We start from the raw sequence: 23,979 nt of genomic DNA on the forward strand, positions 1-23,979 counted from the left end.
GAGCTTTGGGCTCCCTAACTTCTTTACATGTAAACTATCCCATCGGGTATAAAATCTCTTTTTGAACTTTTTCACATTCATTTAATACTTCAGGACTGAGCTTAATCTCTAGGGCTTTAAAGCTCTCTTCAAGTTGTGTCGCATAACGTGCTCCAATGATGGTGGAAGCAACAAAATCAAAGTGCATGCTCCAAGCAATGGCAAGTGTTACTGGGCTCATACCGTATTTTTTTGCAATCTCAATATATTTGGCTGTTGCTGATAAGGATTTATCATTGACAAAGCGTTTATACATCGCTTTTTGTCTAGGCTCCCCTGCTTGTAAATATTCTCCAAAACGGCTTTTAGGATCAATAAACGTTTGGTTATATTTTCCACTCAAAACGCCCCCTGCCATCGGCGAGTAGGGAAGAAGCGAAATGCTCTCTTTGCGGCAGACATTTGCAAGTTCGTCTAAGAAGCGGGGATTGAGCAGTGAAAAGTTGTTTTGAATGGATTCAAAACGTGCTAGCTTTTCATATTGAGAGATTGTATTTGATTTCGTTAGCCCATAGGCTGTGTCATTGGATGTGCCGATGTAGCGTACTTTGCCAGATTGAATGAGTTCATCAAAGGCTCTCATCGACTCCTCTTTTGGCACAATTTCATCAGGCCAGTGGACTTGATAAAGGTCGATGTAATCTGTTTTGAGACGTTTTAAACTTCCCTCAACCGCTTTTTGAATATGAAAACGATCGATTGCTGTGTAGCCATGGCGAATGGGTGGCACAAACCAGCCGTTTGCTGCTCCAGCAATTTTAGTTGCTAAAATGATGCTTTCACGAGGCTTTGTTGCAAGCCATTCACTGATAATCTCTTCAGTGACTCCAGCATAGCTCTCTTTGGGAGGAACAGGGTAAAGTTCAGCCGTATCGAAAAAATTAATGCCACGATCATACGCAGTATCGAGTATTTTGAATGATTCTGTCTTATTACTCCAACTACCGAAACTCATTGTACCCATACAAATGGGTGTCACTCTTAGTCCACTTTTTCCGATGTAACGATATTCCATCTCTCTTGCCTTTTCTCTTTTTTCAAAGTATAACATTTTGGCGATGCTTTGATATAATTAAATTTCTTCGAATAAGATCAAAAAGGTTTTGGATGACACATACACTTTTTTCTCCTTTAGATATGCATTTGCATTTACGTGATGAAGCGATGCTCAAAGTGGTTGCTCCACTGAGTGCACACAGTTTTGCGGGCGGTATCATCATGCCCAATGTTGTTCCTCCTATTACGACCATTGAAGCGGTACTTTCCTATAAAGAGCGCATTATAAGCGCTATTGGCAACAATGTATTTGATCCTTTGATGACACTTTTTTTTCGTTCGGATTATACGCGTGAATTTTTAGAAAAAGCAGCTTTACATGTAAAAGCGTTGAAGCTCTATCCTTCTGGCATTACAACCAATTCTGAGGGCGGTGTGGCAAGCATGGATATTGAGACATTGCGCCCTGTTTTGGAAGCGATGAGCGATCTTGGGCTTGTTTTATGTGTGCACGGTGAAACAAATGGTTTTGTAATGGATCGTGAAAAAGAGTTTGGCTCCATTTATGAAAGTTTAGCTTCTGCCTTTCCTCGCCTTAAAATCGTTATGGAGCACATTACCACCAAAGAGAGTGTGGCACTTTTGGACAAATATGAAAATCTTTATGCAACGATCACACTTCATCACCTCTTGATAACGTTAGATGATGTTGCCGGTGGAATGCTTCAACCTCACCTTTTTTGTAAACCCATAGCCAAGCGTTATGAAGACCGCGATGCACTTTTACATGTAAGCCTTAAAGCACATCCTAAAGTGATGTTTGGAAGTGATTCTGCGCCGCATCCGATTCATAAAAAAGAGTGTTGCGGTTGCGCGGCAGGTGTTTTTACGGCACCGATTGCCTTGCAAGCTCTCGTAGAACTATTTGACAAACATAACGCATTAGCTTCACTACAAGCGTTTGTCAGTAACAATGCACAAACAATTTATGGCTATAAACCTCTATATAAAGAGGTTATTTTAGAAAAAGTACCCTTTTACGTCACACACAGTTATGCTGACGTTGTCCCTATGTTTGCTAACGAAACATTGGCTTGGAGTATTACACATGTCGTATAAAATTCTTATTTTAGAAGACAACACACTGCTTCTTCAAACACTGGAAGATTTTTTAGGTGGGCATGATTATATTTGTACTTTGGTTTCAAGCGGAAAAGAGGCACTGAAACAGTGCTATGAAAACAAGTATGATCTTTATCTGTTAGATGTTAAAGTTCCAGATCTTAGTGGGTTCGATTTTTTAAAGGAACTTCGTGCATCGGGCGATCGTACCCCTGCTATTTTTGTGACATCCCTAAGCGATCAAGAGAGCCTTACAAAAGGTTTTATGTTAGGTGGCGATGATTATATTAAAAAGCCTTTTGATCTTGGAGAACTTTTGTTACGCATTAAAGCACTTTTAGCACGTGCAAAAGGGATTGTGGATGATTGGCTCGAAATTGATGATGAGTATAAGCTCAACCTTGCACGTAAACGTCTTTTTCACAATCAAGAAGAGCTTGACATCAATCTCAAAGATTTTGAATTGCTCTATTTGTTGGTCAAAGAGCGAGGTAAAGTTGTGACCAAAGAGATGATCCATGAAAGGCTTTGGAGCAGTAGTGAAGAAATCAATGAAGGATCAATCAGAGTTTACATCAATAATCTGAAAAAGATTTTTGGCAAAGATAGCATTTTAAATATCCGAGGAATTGGGTATCGTTTTGAGAAGTAGTGATAGAATTTTTTTTATTCGCTCCGTTTTAGCTTTTAGTGTTGCTATCTGTTTTGTAGCCCTCTTTGGCATTGCTTTATGGGAATATCTAGGAGAAAGCAAAGTTTGGGTTATTGTACCTTTGCTGGTTACTTCTTTAATCATTGGGTATCTCATCGTCTCTTATACCCTTTCATCTTTGTTTAAAACAAACCGTTTTCTCGATATTTTGCTCAAAGACACACTTCATGAGCTTAACATTCCTCTTTCTGTCATCAATGCAAATCTTCAAATGCTTCAAGCCGATGAGCAAGATGTTAAAAAGCTCAAGCGCTTAGAACGCATTGAATTAGCCAGTAAAGACTTATATACGCTTTATCAAGAGGTGGATTATTACATTAAAAAAGAGATTCAATCCGATGTTCGAGAGAAATTTTATCTGGATGAACTCGTAATGAAAGTCGTTGAAAAACAAAAAGAGATGGCTAATGGGGTGGATATTTTTTATAATGTTTTACATGTAGAGCTCTTTGCGGATAAACATGGTCTAGCCAAAGTCATTTCTAATTTGGTTCATAATGCTTTGAAATACAACCAAAATCATAACCCTCTTTCTATTTTTCAAGAAGAAGATACGCTTATCATTAAAGACCAAGGTATTGGTATGAGTGAGGCAGAGCTCTTTTTGGCATTTAATCGTTATTATCAGGTGGATACGACAAAAGAAGGATATGGTATAGGGCTCAGTCTTGTAAAGGCATATTGTGATGAGTTTAAAATAGCCATGCGTATTAATTCTCAAAAAAATGTGGGTACAGAGGTCATATTGGATATAGCATATCTCTTGAATAAAAAATGATATAATCAATAAAAATCATCATGGACATGACAATGGAAAATGAAGTCGTTTCTCAAAGTGACAAAGAGAAGTTTTTAGCCACATCAGAACTTTTTCTAAAAGAGTTTGAAGAGAAGTTTATAGACTATTTTACCTGTCTGTGTATCAGTTATGATAAGGTAATTACGAAAGAAGAGGCAAAAGAGGTTGCTTTGGCAATCTATCAAGGGCTCTTCAAGTGTGATTATGACATTGGTGAGCTTAGAGAAGATGTTTTTGTACATATGCGTCAAGATGGTGTGATGATAGGGTTTCTTATCAATCGAAGCATGTTTTATTTGATTGAAAATTATATTACCTTTACAAAAATGCATGATATGACACCACAAATTGAGCTTTTAATTGGGTGTGTGAGTAGATTTATTAATCTGATAGAAAGTGAAGTAACGCCTAAAGTATGTAATTTTACTGGAGCATTTGATATGAGCTTTAGTAATGATGTTATGTTCTCTCCAACCAATAATATTATTGAAACATTTAATCAAATGAAACAAGAAAAGCAGAGTGTTGTTTTCCTCAACCTTTATAAAGGTGTCCCTGTTAGCTCAGAAGCAACGGTAGTTGATATTGAAGGTGAAAATGTCACTTTTAAAATTGACCAATTGCAGGAAATTGCAATGAAGCTTGATGGTCAAGCCTTTATTGTCAAAAATGATTATTTTAATAAGCATCTAAAAGCAGATATTGTTTATAGTAATTTTCAAACAAATACAGTAGTGTTAACCAACTTTATTTATTTACTCAATATGCCAGCCCTTCAGCGAGAGTTTATCAGGGTTCATCCTGATATCATTGCTAAAGTTTTTCTACACCAATTTGGTAACCTTCAAACCAGTGGTCGGTTATATGATCTTTCTATGAGTGGTTTAGGTGTTGTAAGTAATGAAAATAATGGCATGTTTATTGGTGCAAAAGTTTTAATAGCCTTTGAATTAAATAGTGCTTTCGTTTCAACAGATGGGGATAGAAAAATTGAAGTACAAGGCGAAGTTATCAATATTATTGAATACAAAGACTCCTATAGATATTGTATGCGTATTTTTCCAGATCGTATTATGAGTGAAAAGATTTTACGTTATATAACGTTGAGGGAGCGTGAAATTCTCGAAGATCTTAATAGTGAGTTAAAAGATTATTTGGTGTAATAATGGCGATGGCATACAAGCTTTAAAGCTTACATACCACCTTGTTTTTTCATTTTCATTTCGATTTTATGTCCGAGTACAGAGAGTGAAAAGGTAATTGCAAAATAAACGGCAGCAATAATCAGCCACGTCTCAAATGGCGAAAAGGTGTTAGCAACGATTTCTCGTCCCACTTTGGTAAGATCGGTAATAGAAATAACAGAAACCAATGAAGAGTCTTTCACAAGTGCTATCATTTCTCCCACTAACGTTGGAAGTGCACGTTTGAGCGCTTGAGGCATGATAATATAAAGCATGGTTTGTGTATAGTTCATTCCAAGTGATTTCGCTGCTTCGTACTGCCCTTTGTCAATAGACTGAATAGCACCACGCAATACTTCTGCTATATAAGCTCCAAAGAAAAGCCCTAATGAAATGGCACCAGCTAAAAAGCGTTCAAGTTCAAATATGGTAGCGATAATAAAATAGAAGATAAAGATTTGAACAAGAAGTGGAGTCCCTCGGATAATAGCAATATAAACCGTTGCTATATCTTTGAAAAATTGATAATTTGAGATACGCATAAAGGCAAGGAGTGCACCTATCGAAAATGCTAAAATTGCAGCAAGTCCTGAGACTTCAAGCGTGACAATTAAGCCTTCAAGTAAAGGTCCTATATGCATTGATGTTTTTTTAGCAAGTGTGTCGCGTTCATAAACGCTATCACCGTCTTTAACGTTAATGGAATAACCATTTTCTATTGCTATCTCTTTACTGTCATCTCGTCCTTGAATGATCAAAGATGTCCCATTGATTTTTATCGTTCCATCGAGTGGCGCGGCTATGGTATCCGTTTTTTCATATGCGAAGTATTTAGGAACACTGGTCCATTTCCAAATATAGTTCATATTGGACGCAGCGACAAAGAGTAAATACCCAATGGCAACATAAAAAGCAACGGCCACTACGTGACCGAATGCTTTATTGTGCAAAAGATTTTGTTTTCCTTTTGCCACTGTTTACATTACCTTTTTTTGCCAAGCGGTATCTGTGAACCATCTGTCATAGATTTTTTTGTAGGTACCGTCATGTTGTGTTTGATTCAAGAAGTTATTAAGCCAGTTAAGGAAATCAGGATCACCTTTTCTGATAGCAAAACCAAGAGGTTCGTATGTAAGCTCTTCATCTAAGTGAACAAGTTTACCAGTAGCACCTTTTTCAGCAAAGAAGATCGCATTGTAAGGTTTGTCATAAACCATTCCATCTGCATTGCCATTAAGGACTTCTTGTGCCGCATCAGCTTCAGTTTCAAAGGTTCTAATTTTAGCTTTTTTGAACATTTTACGCGTTGCAATTTCGCCAGTTACACCAATTTTAGTCACGATTGTATATTCTGGTTTATCTAAATCACTCCATTTTTTACCTGCATGTTTTTTAGATGCAAGAATGGTTTGACCAACGCTAATGTAAGGATTCGCAAAGTTGATTTTGAGGTTTCTCTCTTGGGTAATCGTCATACCAGACATAATAATGTCATATTTACCGGTTAAAAGACCTGCAATGATACCATCCCATGCGGTTGGAACGAGTTGAAGCTTAACACCCATAGCTTTTGCCATTTCATTTGCCATATCAACATCAAATCCGATGATGTTACCTTGTTTGTCTTTCATCTCAAAAGGCATATACCCTGGCTCTAAACCAACGGTTAAGACTCCTTTTTGAATGATACTGTTGAGGGTTGATTTTTGCCATAGGTTGATATCATCAGCCATGGCATTAATGCCAAGCATTACAAGTAATGCTACTAAAAATTTTTTCATCGCTACTCTCCTTAAGGGTTTGTTTTTTAATGTGTTAATATTTCTTGTAAAAATTTCTGTGCGCGTTCTGTTTTTGGATTGGCAAAGAAAGCTTCAGGCGTGGCCTCTTCAATAATGACTCCCTCATCCATAAAGACAATACGATCGCAAACTTCTTTGGCAAAACCCATTTCATGGGTCACGCACACAATCGTAAAATTTTCATGTGCAAGTTCGCGCATAACATCCAAAACACCACCAATCATTTCAGGATCAAGGGCAGAGGTTGGTTCATCAAATAAAATAATTTTAGGTTTCATAGCAAGTGTTCTAGCAATAGCTACACGTTGTTTTTGACCACCACTTAGCTCATTAGGATAACCTTCCGCTTTATGTACTAAGCCTACGCGTTCTAGAAGTTTAAGAGCTGCTTCATTGGCATCATGTTTGCTAATACCTTTGACCTTGCGTTGCGCGATAGTAATATTTTCTAAAATCGTTAAATGGGGAAAAAGATTGAAGTGTTGGAAAACCATGCCAGTTTCGGCACGAACTTGGTTAATGTTAACTTTTTTTGCATAGAGATCAAATCCGTCAATGACGATCTCGCCATTATCAATCTCTTCAAGTTTGTTTATACAGCGAATAAGCGTTGATTTACCGCTACCACTAGGTCCGCAAATCACAACAATTTCACCTTCTGTAACGGAAAAATTAATATTTTTAAGAACATGAAACGTGCCATAATATTTATTGACATTTTCCATGCGAACAATAGCTTGGCTCATTCAAACCTTTCTTGCGTTATGTGGCATAAACCATAATTGTAGCAGTAGAATATAAAAGTAAGATAAAGGGCTTTGATAGTTGAAAAAGACAAAAATTATTAATTACAGGAGGGTACATTTCCACTATCACTGGCAAAAGAGCTCAAAAAATGATATAAATTGGTAAGATCTTTTTCCGTAGTAATTAAAGGCGCATTGGGACATAAAGCTTTAATTGCAAGAGAGAGTTGGTTATTGTCATAAAAGATTTTCCATTCATTAGCGGTATGTTTTTTTCCCATAACGTCACCATTAAAACCACAAACAGGTTTTAAATATTGTGCGTAAAATACTTTCCCTTTTACGGTACTTGCATAAAGAGATGTTGAAAGCAAACAAGTGCCAAAAAATAGGGCACAGATAATCTTTTTCATCGCAATCCTTTAAAGGCTATTTTTGTAATTTTGAGACGTAGTTTGCAATTTCGTTTAAGTCTTCCATATTCATATTCTTGACTTGTTTAGACATGACTAACGTGGTACTGTGGGTTTTAAACTCACTCTCTTTATAAAACTTTAGGCTTTCCATTAGCTCTGCTACACTCTGCCCTGCAATGATGCCACTTTTACCAAAGGCTTTATTTCTACCGTCGGCTCCATGACATCCTGCACACTGTTTAAAAAGGGTTTCGCCATTATTTTGCGCAGATAAAAAAGAAGAGAGAAAAAGAAGAGTGAGAAGGGAATTTTTAATGTTTCGCGCCATAACCAAAAGCCTCCAATATTAAATAAGTATAAAAATATTTTACTAAATTTGATTATATCATGTTATTGTTGGGGAGATAAATAAAATTTTTTTTTTCGTAAGAAATTAATTTGTATGTGCTGTATTTTCACATATCATTTGATACAATGCCCCTTTTATCAAAGTGAGAGGTTAAGAGTGATAAGTAATAAATTTAAAGAGTTAGGCGCAGATTTTTTACTATTAATGGTTGCTGTGGCATGGGGAAGTACATTTTTTGTAGTACAAGCAGCGGTAAATGAAACACCTGTTTATACATTCTTGTTTTGGCGATTTTCTTTAGCGGGTCTTTTAATGGCACTTATTTCATTCAAACAAATTCGTTATCTCAATTTCAAGGTTTTAAAAGCAGGGGCTCTTTTGGGTCTTTTTATGTTTTTAGGTTATGCGTTTCAAACTTTTGCACTTACGTATACGTACTCTTCAACAGTAGGTTTTATCACAGGGCTTAGTGTCATTGTCGTTCCTTTTGTGACATATCTTATTTTTAAACAAAAGGCTTCAATGTTTTCGACATTGGGAGCCATTATAGCTTCAGTGGGACTTTACTTTTTAACACTCAATAATGAATTAGGTTTATCTTTGGGTGAATTTTATGCTTTTGTCTGTGCAATGATGTTTGCATTACATATTGTTTTTACAGGTCACCTCTCACGTCAACACAATATATACCTTTTAGTGATGATTCAGTTTTTAACAGTTGGGATTTGTTCTTTCATTGGAGGTTTTATGATGGAAGATTCAATCATGCCTCCTAACACTAATAGGTTGTTTGTAGATGCCATAGCCATTACGGTTATTTTTGCAACAATTTTTGCCTTTTGGGTACAAACAGCGATGCAACGTTTCACAACGGCAGCAAAAACTGCGATTATTTTTACGATGGAGCCAGTAAGTGCAGGTATTTTTGGTTATTTCTTCGCAAACGAACTTTTAACATTTCCCCAAATATGTGGTGCTGTGATGATTTTAGGTGGCATGCTTACGGCAGAACTTGGCTCATACTATATGGAGCAGTATCGCAGAAGGAATAATGCTATTTAGTGTACAGAATATTAACGTCTTTCATTTTTTAGTTTCAAATACCTCCTTCTGAACTCGTTGGGTGATATATCTAATGCAACTTAGTTGTGACTTAATAGCTTTTTAGATAACATTCACTATTAACTAATGAGGAAAATCATGAGTGAACAAATTAAAACATTGTTTCAAGAACACGACATCAAATTTACAGCCGCACGCTCCTCCATTTTAGAGGTGCTCAAAGAGACGCATCATCCTATGAACTATGAGCAAATTAAAGAGAAGATGAATATTACAATGGATAAAGCGACGTTTTATCGTAATATCGCCAAGTTTGAAGAATTGGGAATGGTGCATAAATTTGAGGCCGATGATCGTAAGTGGTATTTTGAACTTTCTAGTACCACGCATGCCCATTTTATCTGTGAACAGTGTCATCAAATAACCTGTATGAATGTTGATCTTGGTAACGTAGAGGGTGATGTAAAAAGTATTGTACTTAAAGGTACATGTAAGGAGTGTCGCACATGAAAAAACTTTTACATGTAAGCTTTTTAGTGCTATTTTTCTTGAGTGGCTGTGCTGTTAAAAAAAATATTACTACGTCAGAAACGTATGTCATTACAATTAAAAACAAACAGATTGCACTTTCTGATACGGGTTTTATTAATCAAGGGCAAGATTATACCAATGTGCAAATTTTTTCTGCAGGAAGTGTGCTTTTCAATCTTGAAATGATGGGAAATAGCATCTGTTTGGATGGAAGATGTATGGATAAGCTCTCTTTCAATCAGCAGTTCTTTCAAGAAGAACATTATGTAGGGTTAATGGAAGAGATTATTGCGAAACAACCTATTTTTGAAGGCAAAAATTTACATCAAACGAGTCATGGTTTTGAACAAGAGTTAGATTTTCCTCATAGCCATATTATCTATAAAATTGAAGACTCAAATCTCTCTTTTAGAGACACAAAACAGGGTATTCTGATCCGTTTAAAACCATTACAATAAAGGAATTTTATGAAATTTGTTGGAGCGCATGTCAGTGCCAGTGGCGGAGTTTTTAATGCTCCCATTAATGCCACAAAAATTGGAGCAAAAGCCTTTGCTCTCTTTACTAAAAATCAACGTCAATGGGAAGGTAAACCTTTGACACAAGATGAGATTGATCGTTTTAAAGTCGAATTAGAAAAAGCACAGATTTTACCCAAGCATGTTCTACCTCATGATAGTTATTTGATTAACATTGGTCACCCTGAGCATGAAGCACGTGAAAAATCGTTGAGTGCCTTTTTAGATGAGGTAAAACGCTGTGAAGCTTTAGGACTTGATAAACTCAATTTTCATCCAGGGAGTCATTTGAAACAGATAGATGAAGAGGCATGCTTGGAGCTCATTAGTGCATCCATGAATGAGGTGTTACGTCAGACAAGTGGTGTGAGCTTGATAGTAGAGAATACAGCAGGACAAGGAAGCAACATGGGTTACAAAATGGAACACTTAGGCTACCTGATGGATAACTCTATCGATAAAGAACGTGTCGGGGTTTGCATCGATACTTGCCATCTGTTTACCTCAGGTTACGATATTAGAAGTGAAGAGGTATATAGGCAAACGATGGAAAAATTTGCTACAATCGTCGGATTTAAGTATCTCAAGGGGATGCACTTAAATGATTCTAAGCCCGATTTGGGCGCTCGTGTTGATAGACATGATTCTATCGGCAAGGGAAAACTTGGAGTCGAGCCGTTCAGGTTTATTATGAATGATGAACGCCTTAATGACATTCCTTTGGTTCTTGAAACAATCGATGATTCCATATGGGCAGAAGAAATCGCACTGCTTTATAGTCTTGTCAACTAAAAAACCTTAAGGAACCTATATGAAACAAACGGTAAAAGTAGTCACTCTGCTCAGTCTTAGTGCGGCGACGTTACTAGCTTCAGGATACCGTATACCTGAGCAATCTTTAAATTCTGTAGCACTGAGTGCAGCATATGTTGCAGGGGCAAATGGGGCAGATGCCAGTTACTATAATCCCGCGAATATGTCGTTTATGGAAAATGGCGCTTTTACTGAAGTTGCAATGACCTATATTAATTTGCCAAAAGTGAAGTATACCGATGCTCAAAGCAGTACTTTGAACGGTGATTCTAAAGAAGAGCAGTTTTTAATGCCGAATTTGCATTATGTCTCCCCAATGGTAGGTAACTGGCGTTATGGTCTTTCTATTACAGCTCCAGCTGGTCTTTCCAAACGTTGGGATGAAGCTTTCCCAAAAGCTAGCTCAGAAGAGTTTACACTTAAAGTTATTGAAGTGAATCCAACAGCAAGTTATCTTGTTAATGATCAATTTTCACTTGGTTTTGGTGTTCGAGGTGTTTATACGGATGGTGTTGTTAAGAGCAATGCTTCTGGACTTGGATCGCCAGCAAATAGAGACCTTACTGGAGATTCAATTGATTTTGGATATAACTTGGCTCTTAGTTACAAGCCAATTAAAGATTTAACTTTAGCTGCAACGTATCGCTCAAAAGTTGATTTAACGGTTGAAGGTGATGCAACGCTTGTAAGTGGCATGTATAAGGGAGGTGCTTCTGTTACCATTCCTTTACCTGCTTCTTTAGCATTAGCAACTGCCTATACGTATGATAAAACAACCGTTGAATTTGTGTACGAGCGAACCTATTGGTCAGCTTATAAAAATTTAGATTTTAATTATGATGTTGATTTAACAGCTACCGCTATGGCAGCATTTGATAAGCCAATCTTAAAAAATTGGAAAGATTCTAATGCTTATCGTATTGGGTTAAGTCACCAATGTACAGATAATCTTAAAATGATGCTTGGTTTTGCAATTGATAAATCGCCTACTCCAGATAATACTCTTGGTTTCGAGTTACCAGACTCAGATGCAAAACTATACTCGATTGGTTTTGAGTATAAAGTGACTCAAAACCTGAAAGTGGGTCTAGCTTATTTGTATGATGATAAAGAAGATCGAACAATTACAAGTAGAGCAAATTCAACAGCACCGTATGGAACATTTTCAGATTCTGCAGCCCATTTAGTGACGGCATCATTTAAATATAAGTTTTAAACATGCTAACCTATCCGTATCAGAATTTTTATGAGATTATAGAAGCGAATGCTAAAAATGCTCCTAAAAAAACAGCTATATTTATCGATGATCGCAAAGTTACGTATTCAAAGCTCAAGCAAAATATTGATACCTTTGCACGTTTTTTAGAATTTAGCGGGATTAAAAGCGGAGAGAGAGTTGCCATGATTGTTGGCAACTCTGAAGAGTTTGTTGTCTCTTTATTTGCAATTACGAAAATTGGGGCTATTGCAGTACCCCTAAATACTTTTTTGAAAAAAGAAGAATTTGAGTATATTCTGAATGATTGTGGTGCGCGGATGCTTATTTCATCTGCATCATTTGCAAATGAGACAAAAAATTTGCTCAATACAACAAAAATCGAAAAAATTGTTTGGACAGATAAATATCCCTATTTAGATGAGCAAAATTATAGCTTCACTGAAATTGATGCAAATCTAGGAAATCATGAACGTTCACTAAAACGACCACGGTTAGATGATCTTGCTTGTATCGTATACACATCAGGAACAACAGGTAAACCTAAGGGAGCTATGCTTTCTTATCGCAACTTTTTTTCCAATGCTATTGCTGGGTCTATTTCATTTCAAATTACAGAGAAAGATCGCTTCATCGTATTTTTACCAATGTTTCACTCTTTTACTCTCTCTATTATGGTACTTCTTCCAATGTTTACCTGTTCAAGCATTGTCATTGTTCGCTCTGTTTTCCCTTTTGCCAATGTGCTTAAGCAGACATTGCTTAAACAAGTGACAATTTTCTTGGGAGTTCCAACTCTTTATAACGCACTTTTAAAAGCAAAAATTCCATGGTATTTTATGTGGTTTAATAAAGTACGTATTTTTATATCTGGAAGTGCACCTCTCAGTGAACAATCACTCCATGATTTTAATGCAAAATTTAAAAAAGCAAAGCTTTTAGAAGGGTATGGCTTAAGTGAATGTTCACCAGCTGTTTGTGTCAATCGACTTGATCATCAAAAACCACTTTCGGTTGGGCTACCGCTTCCTAGCTATGAAGTAAAAATCGTTAATGAAGAGATGATGGAAGTTAGAACTGGTGAGGTGGGTGAAATTATGGTTAAGGGAGATTGTGTTATGCACGGTTATCTTAACCACGTAAATTCAACAGATGAAACAATTATGAATGGCTGGTTGCTTACAGGAGATTTAGGTAAAAAAGATGAAGATGGCTTTATCTACATTGTTGATCGTAAAAAAGACCTTATTATTTCCAAAGGAATTAATATTTACCCTCGTGAGATAGAAGAAATTATTTATAAATATGAAGGTGTTGATTCAGTTGCAGTGATTGGTGTTAAAGACGAAACCAAAGATGAAGATGTTTTAGCATTTATTCAACCCAAAGAGGGTATTGAACTTCAGGAAATGGAATTACGCCAATATCTTAAAAAACATTTAGCAAATTTTAAGTTACCTAAGCATATTTATTTTGTTGAAGAGCTTCCAAAAAATGCAACAGGTAAGGTTCTTAAGCGTATTTTAAAAGAGAAAGTACAAAGTGGTGGAATATTACGTAAAAAATAGAGATTAACTTTTTCATCAAAGGGTTATTTTATCATCATCTTGTCATTATAAGTTATACTATAATTTTTTTATTTGGATTCAAAGGTTTGTATTGCAGTATTTAGTAGATTTTTTAGAGAGTAAAACGGTTCAAACATCAAAAATTTATGAGCATCTTAAGTGTTCTATTGACGAAGCAAAATTTTTACAAATGATGACCAAAGAGTATGTCTTAGGTTCTGTAGAAATGGGTGTTGCTGATGGTCTTATTAAACTTTTTGGTGATAAAAATTATGCGCATTTACAACAACTTTCCCTTGTTAAAGACATCATTGAACAAGGCTGGATTATTCAGAATAGCTTTCTAACTTCAAAGATTATGGATGTCTCAAATTTAGAACTTTTAAACAGTACTGTTACTTTAAGCTCTGCTTTTTTGAAGCTATTAGAAGAAGGAACACTTGAAGTAGTGTTACCAGATGTTACGCCCTATGAAGATCATCTTGAATATTTAAAAGATCAATTTTTTCGTATTGAACTTTATCAAAAACTCAGCCAAACGAAGCACAATGCTACGGAAAATTCACCGAGTATTGGACGCCTAAAAAATAAACTTGAACTTTTAGAGAGTCGTATTGTTGAGCGTATAAAAGTAACACAAAATGAGATCATTGTAGAGACAATTTTTAAAGAAAATGAGTTGAATGCAAAAGAACAGCTCATTTTCCTAGCACTTTTAAAAGAAGAATATGCGGGAGAGTTTGAAAGTTTACGCGATATGAATACGCTCATAAGTCTTATCAGTATTGATGATTACGAGAAGATTAAAAATCGCTCACTTTTAGAAGAGGGTTCTAAACTCATTGAAAATTTGATAATTGATTACGATGAAATGCTGAGTACTTTTGGTGGTGTGACACGAAGCTTCTTTATTAGTGAAGAGTTTTTGCAAAAGATTATGCATCCTAACAAAGAGAAAAAAAGTAAGAAAATAAAACTCGATATGCTCATCGGTGAGCAGGAACTTTTTGAATTGATCGACCCAAAGACCAATTTGGATGATGTGATTTTACATCCAAAGACCAAAGAGGTGCTTGATAATTTACTGAAACAAATTGATAAAAACGTGGTGAAATTGCTGCGCGAATGGGGAATAAAAGAGAGGCGTAGTGGCATTGATGCTAAGATTATTCTTTATGGTCCTCCAGGAACGGGCAAAACGATGACAGCTCTTTCTTTGGCTAAGTCAATGAAAAAACGTGTCCTTAGCTTTGATTGCTCTAAGATTCTTTCCAAATATGTCGGCGAGAGTGAAAAAAATGTACGCAGTATTTTTGATACCTACAAAGAACTGTGTAAAAAGACGAAAAGTGAGCCATTATTGCTTTTGAATGAAGCTGATCAGTTCTTGAGTGCACGCTCAACCGACAGCGGAGCGAGTGCCGATAAAATGCACAATCAGATGCAAAATATATTTTTAGAGCAGATTGAACGTTTCGATGGACTACTTATTGCAACGACAAATCTTTTGGAGACGATTGATCCCGCATTTTCAAGGCGTTTTGACTATAAAATTGCTTTTGAAAAGCCTGATTTAAAACAGCGAATTGAACTTTGGAAAAAACTCTTACCTGAAAATGCGACCTATGAAGAGGGATTGGATATTGAAAAACTCGCTTCGTATCCACTGACAGGTGGCCAGATTAAAGTGGTACTTAAAAATACAGCTTTAAAAGTGGCTACTAAAGTAAAGCCTCTGTTTACCTTTGAGGATTTCAAACTTGCCATTGATCGTGAAACCAAAGGTGCCTTTGGTGATGCTAAGTCGGTTGGATTCATGAACTAAAAAGGCATAAGCAAGCCTTTTTGAGTGTTTACATGTAAACATTCAGATGGATTTGTTGTGAAGTTATCTTTTTTGTTCATTAGAGGCAAGTTTTTCGAAGAAACATCTTTGTCTGGTACATTTGTGGTTAACGTAGTTTTTGTGTTTTTACTCAAATAGCATTATAAAAAAATGAAGGAATGATGATGACCCCTTTGTCGCATATGGATTTTGCACATCCTTATTTTGGAGCTTTTTTTCTCCTAATCTTTGGTGCTGTTGTTTTTTATGGTATCACCGTGTTAGCACGCTCGATCAGTCGCAAGATGGCACGATTGGATACCGAAAAACTCAAGCTCGGCATTTATGAGTGTGGTCCTGAAGTCACCAAACAACCCAACAAAATTTCTGCACATTTTTATCTTTTTGCCGTTTTGTTCATTCTGTTTGATGTTGAAATTATTTTTATGTTTCCTTGGGCAGTAGATTTTAAAGTCCTAGGAATGTTTGGGTTTACTGAAATGATTTTATTTGTCATCGTTTTAACCATTGGTTTTGTATATGCATGGAAAAAAGGAGCGCTCGAATGGCACAGCATAAGATAAATTACCTTCAAGAAGCGGGGCTTCCTGTGGCGTTGACTACAGTGGATAAGCTCGTTCAATGGGGTAGAAGTAATTCATTATGGCCACTCACCTATGGGCTTGCTTGTTGCGCGATTGAGATGATGGCAACGGGTGCGAGTCGTTACGACTTTGACCGTTTTGGAACGATTTTTAGAGCGAGTCCTAGACAAGCCGATGTGCTTGTGATTGCAGGTACACTTACTAAAAAACATGCACCGTTTATGCGTCGATTGTACGATCAAATGCCTGATCCAAAATGGGTGATTAGTATGGGAAGTTGTGCCAATACGGGTGGTATGTTTAATACCTATGCAACCGTTCAAGGAGCAGATCGCATCGTTCCTGTGGATATTTATCTCCCAGGTTGTGCTCCACGACCTGAAACCCTTCAATATGCCCTTATGCTTCTACAAAAGAAAATTCGAACGGAAAAAGCATCACGCAGATTAGAACCTAAAAGGTTGGTATGATGAGAAGTTATAGCGATAAACAAAATGTTCAAAAAAAGCCTTATTTTAGTGATCGTTACTTCGTTGCACCACAGATTCCGAAAGATATTGTCGAAAGTGATGAAATTTTTACCAATGATTTGAGCGTACTAAAAGCAAAATTTGAAATTAAAGAAGCCTATATTCAAAGAGGGCAGTTAGTTGTTTATATTGATCCTAAAGATAATGTAGCGGTGCTCAAAACACTTCGAGACGAACTCTCCTATAACTTTTTAACTGAACACAGCGCTATTGATTGGTTAGCAAAAAGTGGAGAATTTGAAATTTTTTACCAACTCCTTTCGACATTTAAACGCAAACGCTTACGCGTTAAATGTTTTATCAAAGAAAAAGAAGTGCTCAAAAGTGTCAGTAGCCTCTATGCGAGTGCGAATTGGGCAGAGCGTGAGATGTACGATATGTTCGGTGTCATCATCAGTGGGCATCCGTATATGAAACGTCTTTTGATGCCAGATGATTGGTTTGATCATCCTCTTCGTAAAACTTATCCATTGCATGGTGATGAAGTGGCACAGTGGTATGAAATCGATAAGATTTTTGGCAAAGAGTATCGTGATATCATAGGACCAGAAGAGCGTGATAGTGCACGTATTGATGTGAACGATACCTATCGTTTCGCGCACCTTAATCATGAAGTTCCTTTTGGGGCTGAACCAAGCCAAGAAAAAACGTTCACTGATTATCAAGAAGAGGGTGGCGTATTTATCGTGAAAAAGCTCAAAAAAGAAGATGCTAAAATCGTGAAAGAGAGATACTAATCATGCAAAAAGTCAACAGACTTAAACCCTTTTTTGAAAATGTGGTCTTTGAGCGTGAAGATAACCACATGATCGTAAACTTTGGACCACAGCATCCAAGTTCGCATGGACAGTTACGTCTGATTTTAGAACTGGATGGCGAGAAGGTTTCAAAAGCAACCCCTGATATTGGTTACTTGCATCGTGGTATGGAAAAGATGGCTGAAAATATGATCTACAATGAGTTTTTGCCAACGACGGATAGAATGGATTATATCGCTGCAAGTGCGAACAATTATGGTTTTGCGTTAGCGGTGGAGACACTCATTGGTCTTGAAGTCCCAAGACGAGCTAAAGTGATTCGTATGATGATACTAGAGCTGAACCGTATCTCTTCACACCTTTTCTGGCTTGCAACGCACGCGCTTGATGTGGGAGCAATGACTATTTTCCTTTATGCTTTCAGAGAAAGAGAATATACCCTCGATTTGATTGAAGATTATTGCGGTGCTCGTTTGACGCACTCTTCAGTAAGAATTGGCGGTGTGCCTCTTGATCTTCCACAAGGCTGGATTGCAGGACTCAACAAATTTATTAACCATTTACCCCTTGATATTGGTGATTATGAAGGGTTGTTAGACCAAAACCGTATTTGGAAAATGCGTTTGGAAGATGTTGGTGTCGTGACACCTGAACAAGCGCAAAGCTGGGGCTGTTCTGGTCCGATGCTTCGAGGCTCTGGTATCGCATGGGATATTCGTAAAGAAGAGCCTTATGAACTTTATAATGAAGTGGAATTTGATGTGCCAGTGAGTACAACCTGCGATAGTTACGGTAGGTATAAACTGCATATGGAAGAGATGCGCCAAAGTATTCGCATCCTTAAACAGCTTATCCCGATGTATGAGCAAACTTCTCCTGAGATCATCGCCCATGCTCCAAGTTATGTTTCTGCCCCTAAAGAGCAGATTATGACGCAAAATTATTCGTTGATGCAGCATTTTGTGTTAGTAACACAAGGTATGCGTCCACCTGTGGGTGAAGTGTATGTGGCTACTGAATCACCTAAAGGAGAGCTTGGTTTTTATATCAATTCCCAAGGCGATCCATACCCGTACCGATTGAAACTGAGAACACCAAGTTTCTTCCACACTGCATTTTTACAAGAGTTGTTAGTGGGTGAATATCTTGCCGACGTTGTTGCGATCATTGGTAACGCAAACATCGTTTTTGGCGAAATTGACAGATAGGAGAGAGAATGCAACGTTATGATTTACGCCATTTGGGCGATGATTTTTACGGACGTATGCTTGAGATCATTGATGAGACTTCCTTGGGTGAGGTTTCTATCTTTATGTTTGAAATCGGTGATTTCTCTCCTATTCAAAAAAGCGCGGATGTGATTAAAGAGGCAGGCTGGACACTGATGAACTCTTTGAAGTTTAATGAAGCCGACTGGACGATTGTTGTTAAAAAAGTAAAAAGTGAAGTAGCGTAATGGCAACGAAGCAATTTATAAAGGGCTTAAATCAATCCAATAATGAGCAATTTGCATTTACATGTAAAGGATTTGATCTTATTATCTGTGTGGGAACACTGCCTTCCCGCTATGATGCAACACTTTTTGAAAACTTACGTGCTAGTGATGCTCACATGGTCTATCTTTTTACGATGGAAGACCCAACCTTGGTTGCAAAAAGTGCTTTCTTTAGCCGTTATGAAGTAGGTTCAGAAGAGGGTGTATTTGCACTTTTAGCAAAAAGTTTTCTTTTACATGTAAAGATTCCAGAGCATATCAAAAACTATTTTGAAGAGCTTGATGAAGGGTATATCAGCGCTGAGAGTAATCTTGGTGAAGAAGAAATTGAAGAGATTGAAGCGTTGTATCAAGAGGCGAGTCATGTGTTGTTAGTGTTAGGAGAGGATCTTGTATGTCATCCAAGAGCTTCTGCTATAGCGCACCTTGCAGGATTAATCGCAAAGTATGGCAAAGCAAAGTTATTGGTTGTAGGTAGCACACCTGAAATGATCGTAACATCTAAGAGTGAAACTGCATTAGATGAGGTTGCAGAGTTAAAAAGCTTTGATGGGGTTGTTGTCTATCAATGCCCTATAACAAAAGCGGATGAAGAGCAACTTCTCATAGGTTCCGCCCAGTTTCAAATGGCAGCCAAAGTACAAAATAGCGATAAAATCAGTGTGACTATCAACCAAGAGGTCTATCCTCGCACCTTTGTACGCGACGATAGTTTAAAAGGCGTGATCGCTTTAATGCCCTGTGCGAAAGCGGATTCGAGCTATCCCTACCATGTAGTAAAAATAGTGAAGGCAGAAGTGCAATGAGCGATGTTTTAATAACCATAGATGGAAAACAGTGTACCGCCCAAGAGGGTGAATACGTTTTAGGCGTTGCGCGCAGAAATGATATTTTTATTCCCGCGCTCTGTTATGTGACCAACTGTTCGCCAACGCTTGCATGTCGTTTGTGTTTGGTGGATATTGATGGCAAAAGGGCGTACAGTTGTAATGCGCGTGCTAAAGAGGGTATGAACGTTATCACCAAAACAGAGGAAATAGAAAAAGAGCGTCGTGCGATTATGGAGATCTACGACATTAACCACCCATTAGAGTGTGGTGTGTGCGACCAAAGCGGTGAATGTGAACTTCAGAACTACACCTTGCATATGGGTGTAGATAGCCAACATCACTGCATTGCCGACACACATCGCCCGACGAAACAGTGGGGTAAAATCCATTATGACGCATCGTTATGTATTGTGTGTGAGCGTTGTGTCACGGTCTGTAAAGACATGATCGGCGAATCAGCGCTTAAAACCGTTCCTCGCGGTGGGGCTGAGCTTGATAAGGCATGGAAAGATAAAACCGAAAAAGACGCCTATGCGATGTGGAATAAACTTCAAAAGTCCATCATCGGGATCGCCAGTGGCGCTGAAACCTTAGACTGTACGCAGTGTGGCGAATGTACCGCCGTATGCCCTGTGGGTGCACTCGTAGGTTCAGACTTCCAATACACTTCCAACGCGTGGGAACTGAAAAAAATTCCAGCGTCCAATCCTCACAGTTCAGATTGTTCACTTCTTTATTACGATGTCAAACACACGAGTATTAGTAACCCTTCGCCAAAAATTTATCGCGTCAATAGTGACCATAATTACGCACCGCTTCATGCGGCAGCACGTTATGGCTTTGACTTCCAAAATGAGGTTACATGTAAAGATGAAAACACCTTTACTAAAGCAGTTGAACTGCTTCAAACCAAAGTCGACACCATTGTTTTTGATAGTTACATGACCAATGAAGAAGCACTGATTTTACAAAAACTCAAAGAAAAATTTGGCTTTAAATTAATCAATGAAGATGCCAAAGCGTATCAAAACTTCCTCAAACATTTTGCAAGCACTGCGGGCACAAGCTTGTACGGTGGTGATTTAAAAAGTATTGCTGAAAGCAATTTTGTGGTGAGTTTTGGGACAGCGATTAAAACCGATAGCCCCAATGCGGGTTATGCGATGAACAATGCGATTGGTATGAACAAAGGTGCTGGAATTTATTTCCACCCTGTGGCTGATCCTATCGTTGCGGGTTATTCTAAAAACCTACTCAGCATCACCCATAAAATTGGTGCTGAAGAAGCCATTGCTTACCTCTTACTTGATCTTTTTGGAGACAAAGAAGCGATGCCAAAAAGTGTTGTGGAATATTTGGCAACTTTTCACACTATAGAGACAAAAACCATTCAAGAGAGCGTCAAAGAAGAGATCAAAGAGATGGTCAAAGACGAAGAGAGTGGTGAGGAAAAAGAGGTTGTTAAGACCATCACGAAAATGGTGGATAAAGAGATCGAAGTTGACACCAATGCGCTGGTTGAAATGATTGGCGCGGAAGCGGATTTGGTTGAAAAAATTACCAAGCTTTTGGATAAAAAAGATAGCTTTAGTTTGATCGCGGGTGAAGATTTGTACAACCATCCACGAGCGGAAAATATCGCCAAACTGTTAGGCTTGATCGAGCGATTTACCGCATTTAAATTGGTCATTATCCCATCACGTACCAATACACTCGGTGTTTCACTGATTTGTGATTTAGATGAACAAAAAGGTAACTTTACACTAGGTTACAATGTTAAAGGCGACTTTACTCTAAGCGCTCTTGGTAAGGGTGATTTGGATATGCCAGCCCTTAATCAACAAGAGGGAACGTTTACATCGATGAATAAACGCGTGGTCCCAACCAATGCGGCATTGCCATTTAAAGGCTATTGTCTCAATGATATTGCCAACGCTTTGGGTTTAGAAACAGAGTGGACGATTGATTACACGCCGTATTTGCCTCTTGACAAAGGTTTTAAAGCAGAGAAATTTGATGCTTTACCCAATCGTTTTGAAAACGATGGCACTGAAAATCGTGGCTACGTATTGACTGCGCAAACCTTTACATGTAAAGATGATGTAGCGCCAATAGAAAGCTTTACATGTAAAGAGGGCGATGTGGTGTACAGAGCTAACCCAGTGCATCAGTTTAGTGCCTTTACGAACAAAGCGCATCAACTTAATGAGGCGGGTGCACTGTATGTATCTACAGCTTTCTTAGAAGCTAAAAATCTTCACGATGGTGCGATAGTGACATTGGAAAATGATGAAGGTATAAAATTGCCAATTGCCATTAAAGAAGAAAAAATGATTGATGGACTCATTGCCTACCTTCCGACATTTGATACAAAAATTGATACCGCGCCGTTTTTTAAAGAGGGTTACCGCTTTGCTCACGTCGCGATTAAAGGAGTTGAACATGCTTGAAACAGCCGTTGTGGTTGAAACCATTGTCAAAGCCGTAATCGTTGTGTCCATTGTGGCAGCTATGGCAGGATTTGCGACGTTTATTGAGCGAAAAGTCTTAGCCTTTATGCAACGACGTCTTGGACCTATGAATGTGGGACCATATGGTTTGTTACAACTTGCCGCCGATGGTATTAAGCTCTTCACCAAAGAAGACATTATCCCACAAAATGCAGTTAAGCCCATCTTTATGATTGCGCCTGTCATTGCAGCAGTCACAGCATTCGTAGCAATGGCTGCAGTGCCTTATTTTCCAGAATTTACGCTTTTTGGCTATGTGATTCATCCGATTATCTCAGACATTAACGTAGCGCTTCTTTATGTTATGGGTGTGGCATCGGTGGGAATTTATGGACCGCTACTTGCTGGTATGAGCAGTGCCAACAAATGGTCACTTTTAGGTGCTGCACGTGCCGTAGTACAGATGCTTTCGTTTGAAGTCGTGAGTGGTTTGTCGGTGCTTGCTCCGATTATGCTGATAGGTTCTCTTTCTTTAATCGATATCAATGACTATCAAGTCGGGGGCATGAGCCATTGGCTGATTTGGAAACAACCTCTAGCCTTTATTCTTTTTGCAATGTCAGGATTTATGGAAACGAATCGTGCACCCTTTGATACAATAGAATTTGAAGCTGAAGTCGTTGCAGGCTATGCAACGGAGTATTCAGGAATGCGTTGGGGTCTCTTTTTTATTGGAGAATATGCCAATATGATTACGATTTCGGTACTCGTAAGTATCGTCTTTATGGGTGGTTACAATCCGATTTGGTTTATCCCTGGCTCTCTTGCAATGCTCGTGAAAGTTTCTCTATGGATTTTTATTTTCTTGTGGGTAAGGGCAGCATGGCCACACATTAGACCCGATCAATTGATGTGGGTCTGTTGGAAAGTGTTGATGCCTTTAGCCGTAGTCAATATCTTGATTACGGGCTTTGTGCTGATTTAGGAGGCGAGGATGGAACTAAAAGATTTTACACAACGAAATTGTGCCCCTGGATATATCTTTTTTGAGGGTGAAAATGTACCTGAAAATGGTTGGCAAGCTTTTAAGAAAGTGGTAAAAAGAAGCCTAAAAGGTGAGCTTTTTGTGGGGCTTTGGATTGTATTTCGAGAGATGATTCGTTTTGATATTCATACGATTCAGTATCCTGCCCAAAAATATGAGATGAGCCCACGTTATCGTGCTATTCATCGCTTACTTCGCCTATTTGAAAGTGGCAGTGAACGCTGCATCGGGTGTGGGTTGTGTGAGAAAATTTGTATTTCAAATTGTATTCGCATGGACACACACATTGATGAAAAAAGCCGTAAAGTGGTGAGTGAGTACAGCATTAACTTCGGGCGGTGCATCTTTTGCGGGTATTGCGCTGAAGTGTGTCCTGAACTTGCGATTGTACACGGGGTAGAGTATGAAAATGCCAGCGAGCAACGAGCTCATTTTGGCCTTAAAGAGGATATGTTAACACCACTTGATACTTTTAAAGCCAAACAACAAAAAGAGTTTCCAGGATTTGGTGCATTAAGTGATAATGCCGATGACAATGTAAAACAAACACCATTAGCGTATTGAGGTA

General features: G+C 38.0%; 26 protein-coding genes. 20 read left to right on the top strand and 6 right to left on the bottom strand.

Annotated features, from left to right (window positions below):
• Nucleotides 1-34: 34 nt before the first annotated feature.
• Nucleotides 35-1,054, bottom strand: coding sequence for an aldo/keto reductase (locus tag SJPD1_RS00760; protein WP_096045530.1), 1,020 nt, complete (start codon nt 1,052-1,054; stop codon nt 35-37).
• 92 nt (nt 1,055-1,146) lie between these two features.
• On the opposite strand from SJPD1_RS00760, the gene pyrC reads away from it, so the two are divergent.
• Genes pyrC through SJPD1_RS00780 form a run of 4 tightly spaced genes read left to right on the top strand, consistent with a single transcriptional unit; the run spans nt 1,147 to nt 4,831 of the window.
• Nucleotides 1,147-2,154 (top strand): dihydroorotase, encoded by a 1,008-nt coding sequence (gene pyrC / locus SJPD1_RS00765; protein ID WP_096045531.1) that lies wholly within the window; start codon nt 1,147-1,149, stop codon nt 2,152-2,154.
• The gene (locus tag SJPD1_RS00770; protein WP_096045532.1) at nt 2,144-2,809 is read left to right on the top strand and encodes a response regulator transcription factor; all 666 of its coding nucleotides are present in this window, start codon (nt 2,144-2,146) and stop codon (nt 2,807-2,809) included. The genes pyrC and SJPD1_RS00770 overlap by 11 nt, the downstream gene beginning before the upstream one ends.
• On the top strand, nt 2,799-3,647 hold the full coding sequence (locus SJPD1_RS00775; RefSeq protein WP_096045533.1) for a sensor histidine kinase: 849 nt from the start codon (nt 2,799-2,801) through the stop codon (nt 3,645-3,647). Before SJPD1_RS00770 ends, SJPD1_RS00775 begins: the two co-directional genes overlap by 11 nt.
• A gap of 32 nt (nt 3,648-3,679) precedes the next feature.
• Nucleotides 3,680-4,831, top strand: coding sequence for a PilZ domain-containing protein (locus SJPD1_RS00780; RefSeq protein ID WP_096045534.1), 1,152 nt, complete (start codon nt 3,680-3,682; stop codon nt 4,829-4,831).
• Nucleotides 4,832-4,860: 29 nt separating this feature from the next.
• Here the strand turns inward: SJPD1_RS00780 and SJPD1_RS00785 are convergent, their stop codons facing one another.
• From SJPD1_RS00785 to SJPD1_RS00805, 5 genes are all read right to left on the bottom strand, one after another.
• Complete coding sequence (locus tag SJPD1_RS00785; RefSeq protein WP_096045535.1) at nt 4,861-5,826, bottom strand: amino acid ABC transporter permease; 966 nt, start codon at nt 5,824-5,826, stop codon at nt 4,861-4,863.
• Nucleotides 5,827-5,829: 3 nt separating this feature from the next.
• Nucleotides 5,830-6,633, bottom strand: a complete 804-nt coding sequence (locus SJPD1_RS00790; RefSeq protein WP_096045536.1) for a transporter substrate-binding domain-containing protein — start codon at nt 6,631-6,633, stop codon at nt 5,830-5,832.
• 26 nt (nt 6,634-6,659) lie between these two features.
• Nucleotides 6,660-7,400 (bottom strand): amino acid ABC transporter ATP-binding protein, encoded by a 741-nt coding sequence (locus tag SJPD1_RS00795; RefSeq protein ID WP_096045537.1) that lies wholly within the window; start codon nt 7,398-7,400, stop codon nt 6,660-6,662.
• A 98-nt stretch (nt 7,401-7,498) separates the two neighbouring features.
• A complete protein-coding gene (locus SJPD1_RS00800) occupies nt 7,499-7,813 on the bottom strand; it encodes a cytochrome C (protein ID WP_096045538.1) in 315 nt (104 codons plus the stop codon).
• A 16-nt stretch (nt 7,814-7,829) separates the two neighbouring features.
• A complete protein-coding gene (locus SJPD1_RS00805; protein WP_096045539.1) occupies nt 7,830-8,144 on the bottom strand; it encodes a c-type cytochrome in 315 nt (104 codons plus the stop codon).
• Between the two features lie 177 nt (nt 8,145-8,321).
• On the opposite strand from SJPD1_RS00805, the gene SJPD1_RS00810 reads away from it, so the two are divergent.
• The 16 genes from SJPD1_RS00810 to nuoI all read left to right on the top strand — a co-directional run bounded on the left by SJPD1_RS00810 (nt 8,322) and on the right by nuoI (nt 23,975).
• Entirely contained in the window at nt 8,322-9,227 is a 906-nt protein-coding gene (locus SJPD1_RS00810) for a DMT family transporter (RefSeq protein ID WP_096045540.1), read from the top strand.
• A gap of 138 nt (nt 9,228-9,365) precedes the next feature.
• Nucleotides 9,366-9,737 (top strand): Fur family transcriptional regulator, encoded by a 372-nt coding sequence (locus SJPD1_RS00815; RefSeq protein WP_096045541.1) that lies wholly within the window; start codon nt 9,366-9,368, stop codon nt 9,735-9,737.
• Entirely contained in the window at nt 9,734-10,216 is a 483-nt protein-coding gene (locus SJPD1_RS00820; protein ID WP_096045542.1) for a hypothetical protein, read from the top strand. The genes SJPD1_RS00815 and SJPD1_RS00820 overlap by 4 nt, the downstream gene beginning before the upstream one ends.
• A 9-nt stretch (nt 10,217-10,225) precedes the next feature.
• Nucleotides 10,226-11,068, top strand: a complete 843-nt coding sequence (gene nfo / locus SJPD1_RS00825; RefSeq protein ID WP_096045543.1) for a deoxyribonuclease IV — start codon at nt 10,226-10,228, stop codon at nt 11,066-11,068.
• 19 nt (nt 11,069-11,087) lie between these two features.
• A complete protein-coding gene (locus SJPD1_RS00830) occupies nt 11,088-12,305 on the top strand; it encodes an OmpP1/FadL family transporter (RefSeq protein ID WP_096045544.1) in 1,218 nt (405 codons plus the stop codon).
• Between the two features lie 2 nt (nt 12,306-12,307).
• Nucleotides 12,308-13,873 (top strand): fatty acid--CoA ligase, encoded by a 1,566-nt coding sequence (locus SJPD1_RS00835; protein ID WP_096045545.1) that lies wholly within the window; start codon nt 12,308-12,310, stop codon nt 13,871-13,873.
• A gap of 91 nt (nt 13,874-13,964) precedes the next feature.
• On the top strand, nt 13,965-15,698 hold the full coding sequence (locus SJPD1_RS00840; protein ID WP_096045546.1) for an ATP-binding protein: 1,734 nt from the start codon (nt 13,965-13,967) through the stop codon (nt 15,696-15,698).
• 194 nt (nt 15,699-15,892) lie between these two features.
• Nucleotides 15,893-16,282 (top strand): NAD(P)H-quinone oxidoreductase subunit 3, encoded by a 390-nt coding sequence (locus SJPD1_RS00845; RefSeq protein WP_096047761.1) that lies wholly within the window; start codon nt 15,893-15,895, stop codon nt 16,280-16,282.
• On the top strand, nt 16,264-16,773 hold the full coding sequence (locus SJPD1_RS00850; protein ID WP_087437461.1) for a NuoB/complex I 20 kDa subunit family protein: 510 nt from the start codon (nt 16,264-16,266) through the stop codon (nt 16,771-16,773). The genes SJPD1_RS00845 and SJPD1_RS00850 overlap by 19 nt, the downstream gene beginning before the upstream one ends.
• Complete coding sequence (locus SJPD1_RS00855) at nt 16,770-17,570, top strand: NADH-quinone oxidoreductase subunit C (RefSeq protein WP_096045547.1); 801 nt, start codon at nt 16,770-16,772, stop codon at nt 17,568-17,570. The genes SJPD1_RS00850 and SJPD1_RS00855 overlap by 4 nt, the downstream gene beginning before the upstream one ends.
• 2 nt (nt 17,571-17,572) lie before the next feature.
• A complete protein-coding gene (gene nuoD / locus SJPD1_RS00860; protein ID WP_096045548.1) occupies nt 17,573-18,799 on the top strand; it encodes an NADH dehydrogenase (quinone) subunit D in 1,227 nt (408 codons plus the stop codon).
• 8 nt (nt 18,800-18,807) lie between these two features.
• Complete coding sequence (locus tag SJPD1_RS00865; protein WP_096045549.1) at nt 18,808-19,047, top strand: NADH-ubiquinone oxidoreductase subunit E family protein; 240 nt, start codon at nt 18,808-18,810, stop codon at nt 19,045-19,047.
• Nucleotides 19,047-19,892 (top strand): hypothetical protein, encoded by an 846-nt coding sequence (locus tag SJPD1_RS00870; protein WP_096045550.1) that lies wholly within the window; start codon nt 19,047-19,049, stop codon nt 19,890-19,892. The genes SJPD1_RS00865 and SJPD1_RS00870 overlap by 1 nt, the downstream gene beginning before the upstream one ends.
• Complete coding sequence (locus SJPD1_RS00875; RefSeq protein WP_096045551.1) at nt 19,889-22,366, top strand: NADH-quinone oxidoreductase subunit G; 2,478 nt, start codon at nt 19,889-19,891, stop codon at nt 22,364-22,366. The genes SJPD1_RS00870 and SJPD1_RS00875 overlap by 4 nt, the downstream gene beginning before the upstream one ends.
• Nucleotides 22,359-23,351 carry an NADH-quinone oxidoreductase subunit NuoH gene (gene nuoH, locus SJPD1_RS00880; RefSeq protein WP_096045552.1) on the top strand — a complete coding sequence of 331 codons (993 nt, stop codon included), beginning with the start codon at nt 22,359-22,361 and terminating at the stop codon, nt 23,349-23,351. The genes SJPD1_RS00875 and nuoH overlap by 8 nt, the downstream gene beginning before the upstream one ends.
• 9 nt (nt 23,352-23,360) lie before the next feature.
• Nucleotides 23,361-23,975 carry an NADH-quinone oxidoreductase subunit NuoI gene (nuoI, locus tag SJPD1_RS00885; RefSeq protein WP_096045553.1) on the top strand — a complete coding sequence of 205 codons (615 nt, stop codon included), beginning with the start codon at nt 23,361-23,363 and terminating at the stop codon, nt 23,973-23,975.
• The last annotated feature ends 4 nt before the right edge of the window (nt 23,976-23,979 follow it).

The organism is Sulfurospirillum diekertiae, from assembly GCF_002309535.1.
GTDB lineage: Bacteria > Campylobacterota > Campylobacteria > Campylobacterales > Sulfurospirillaceae > Sulfurospirillum > Sulfurospirillum diekertiae.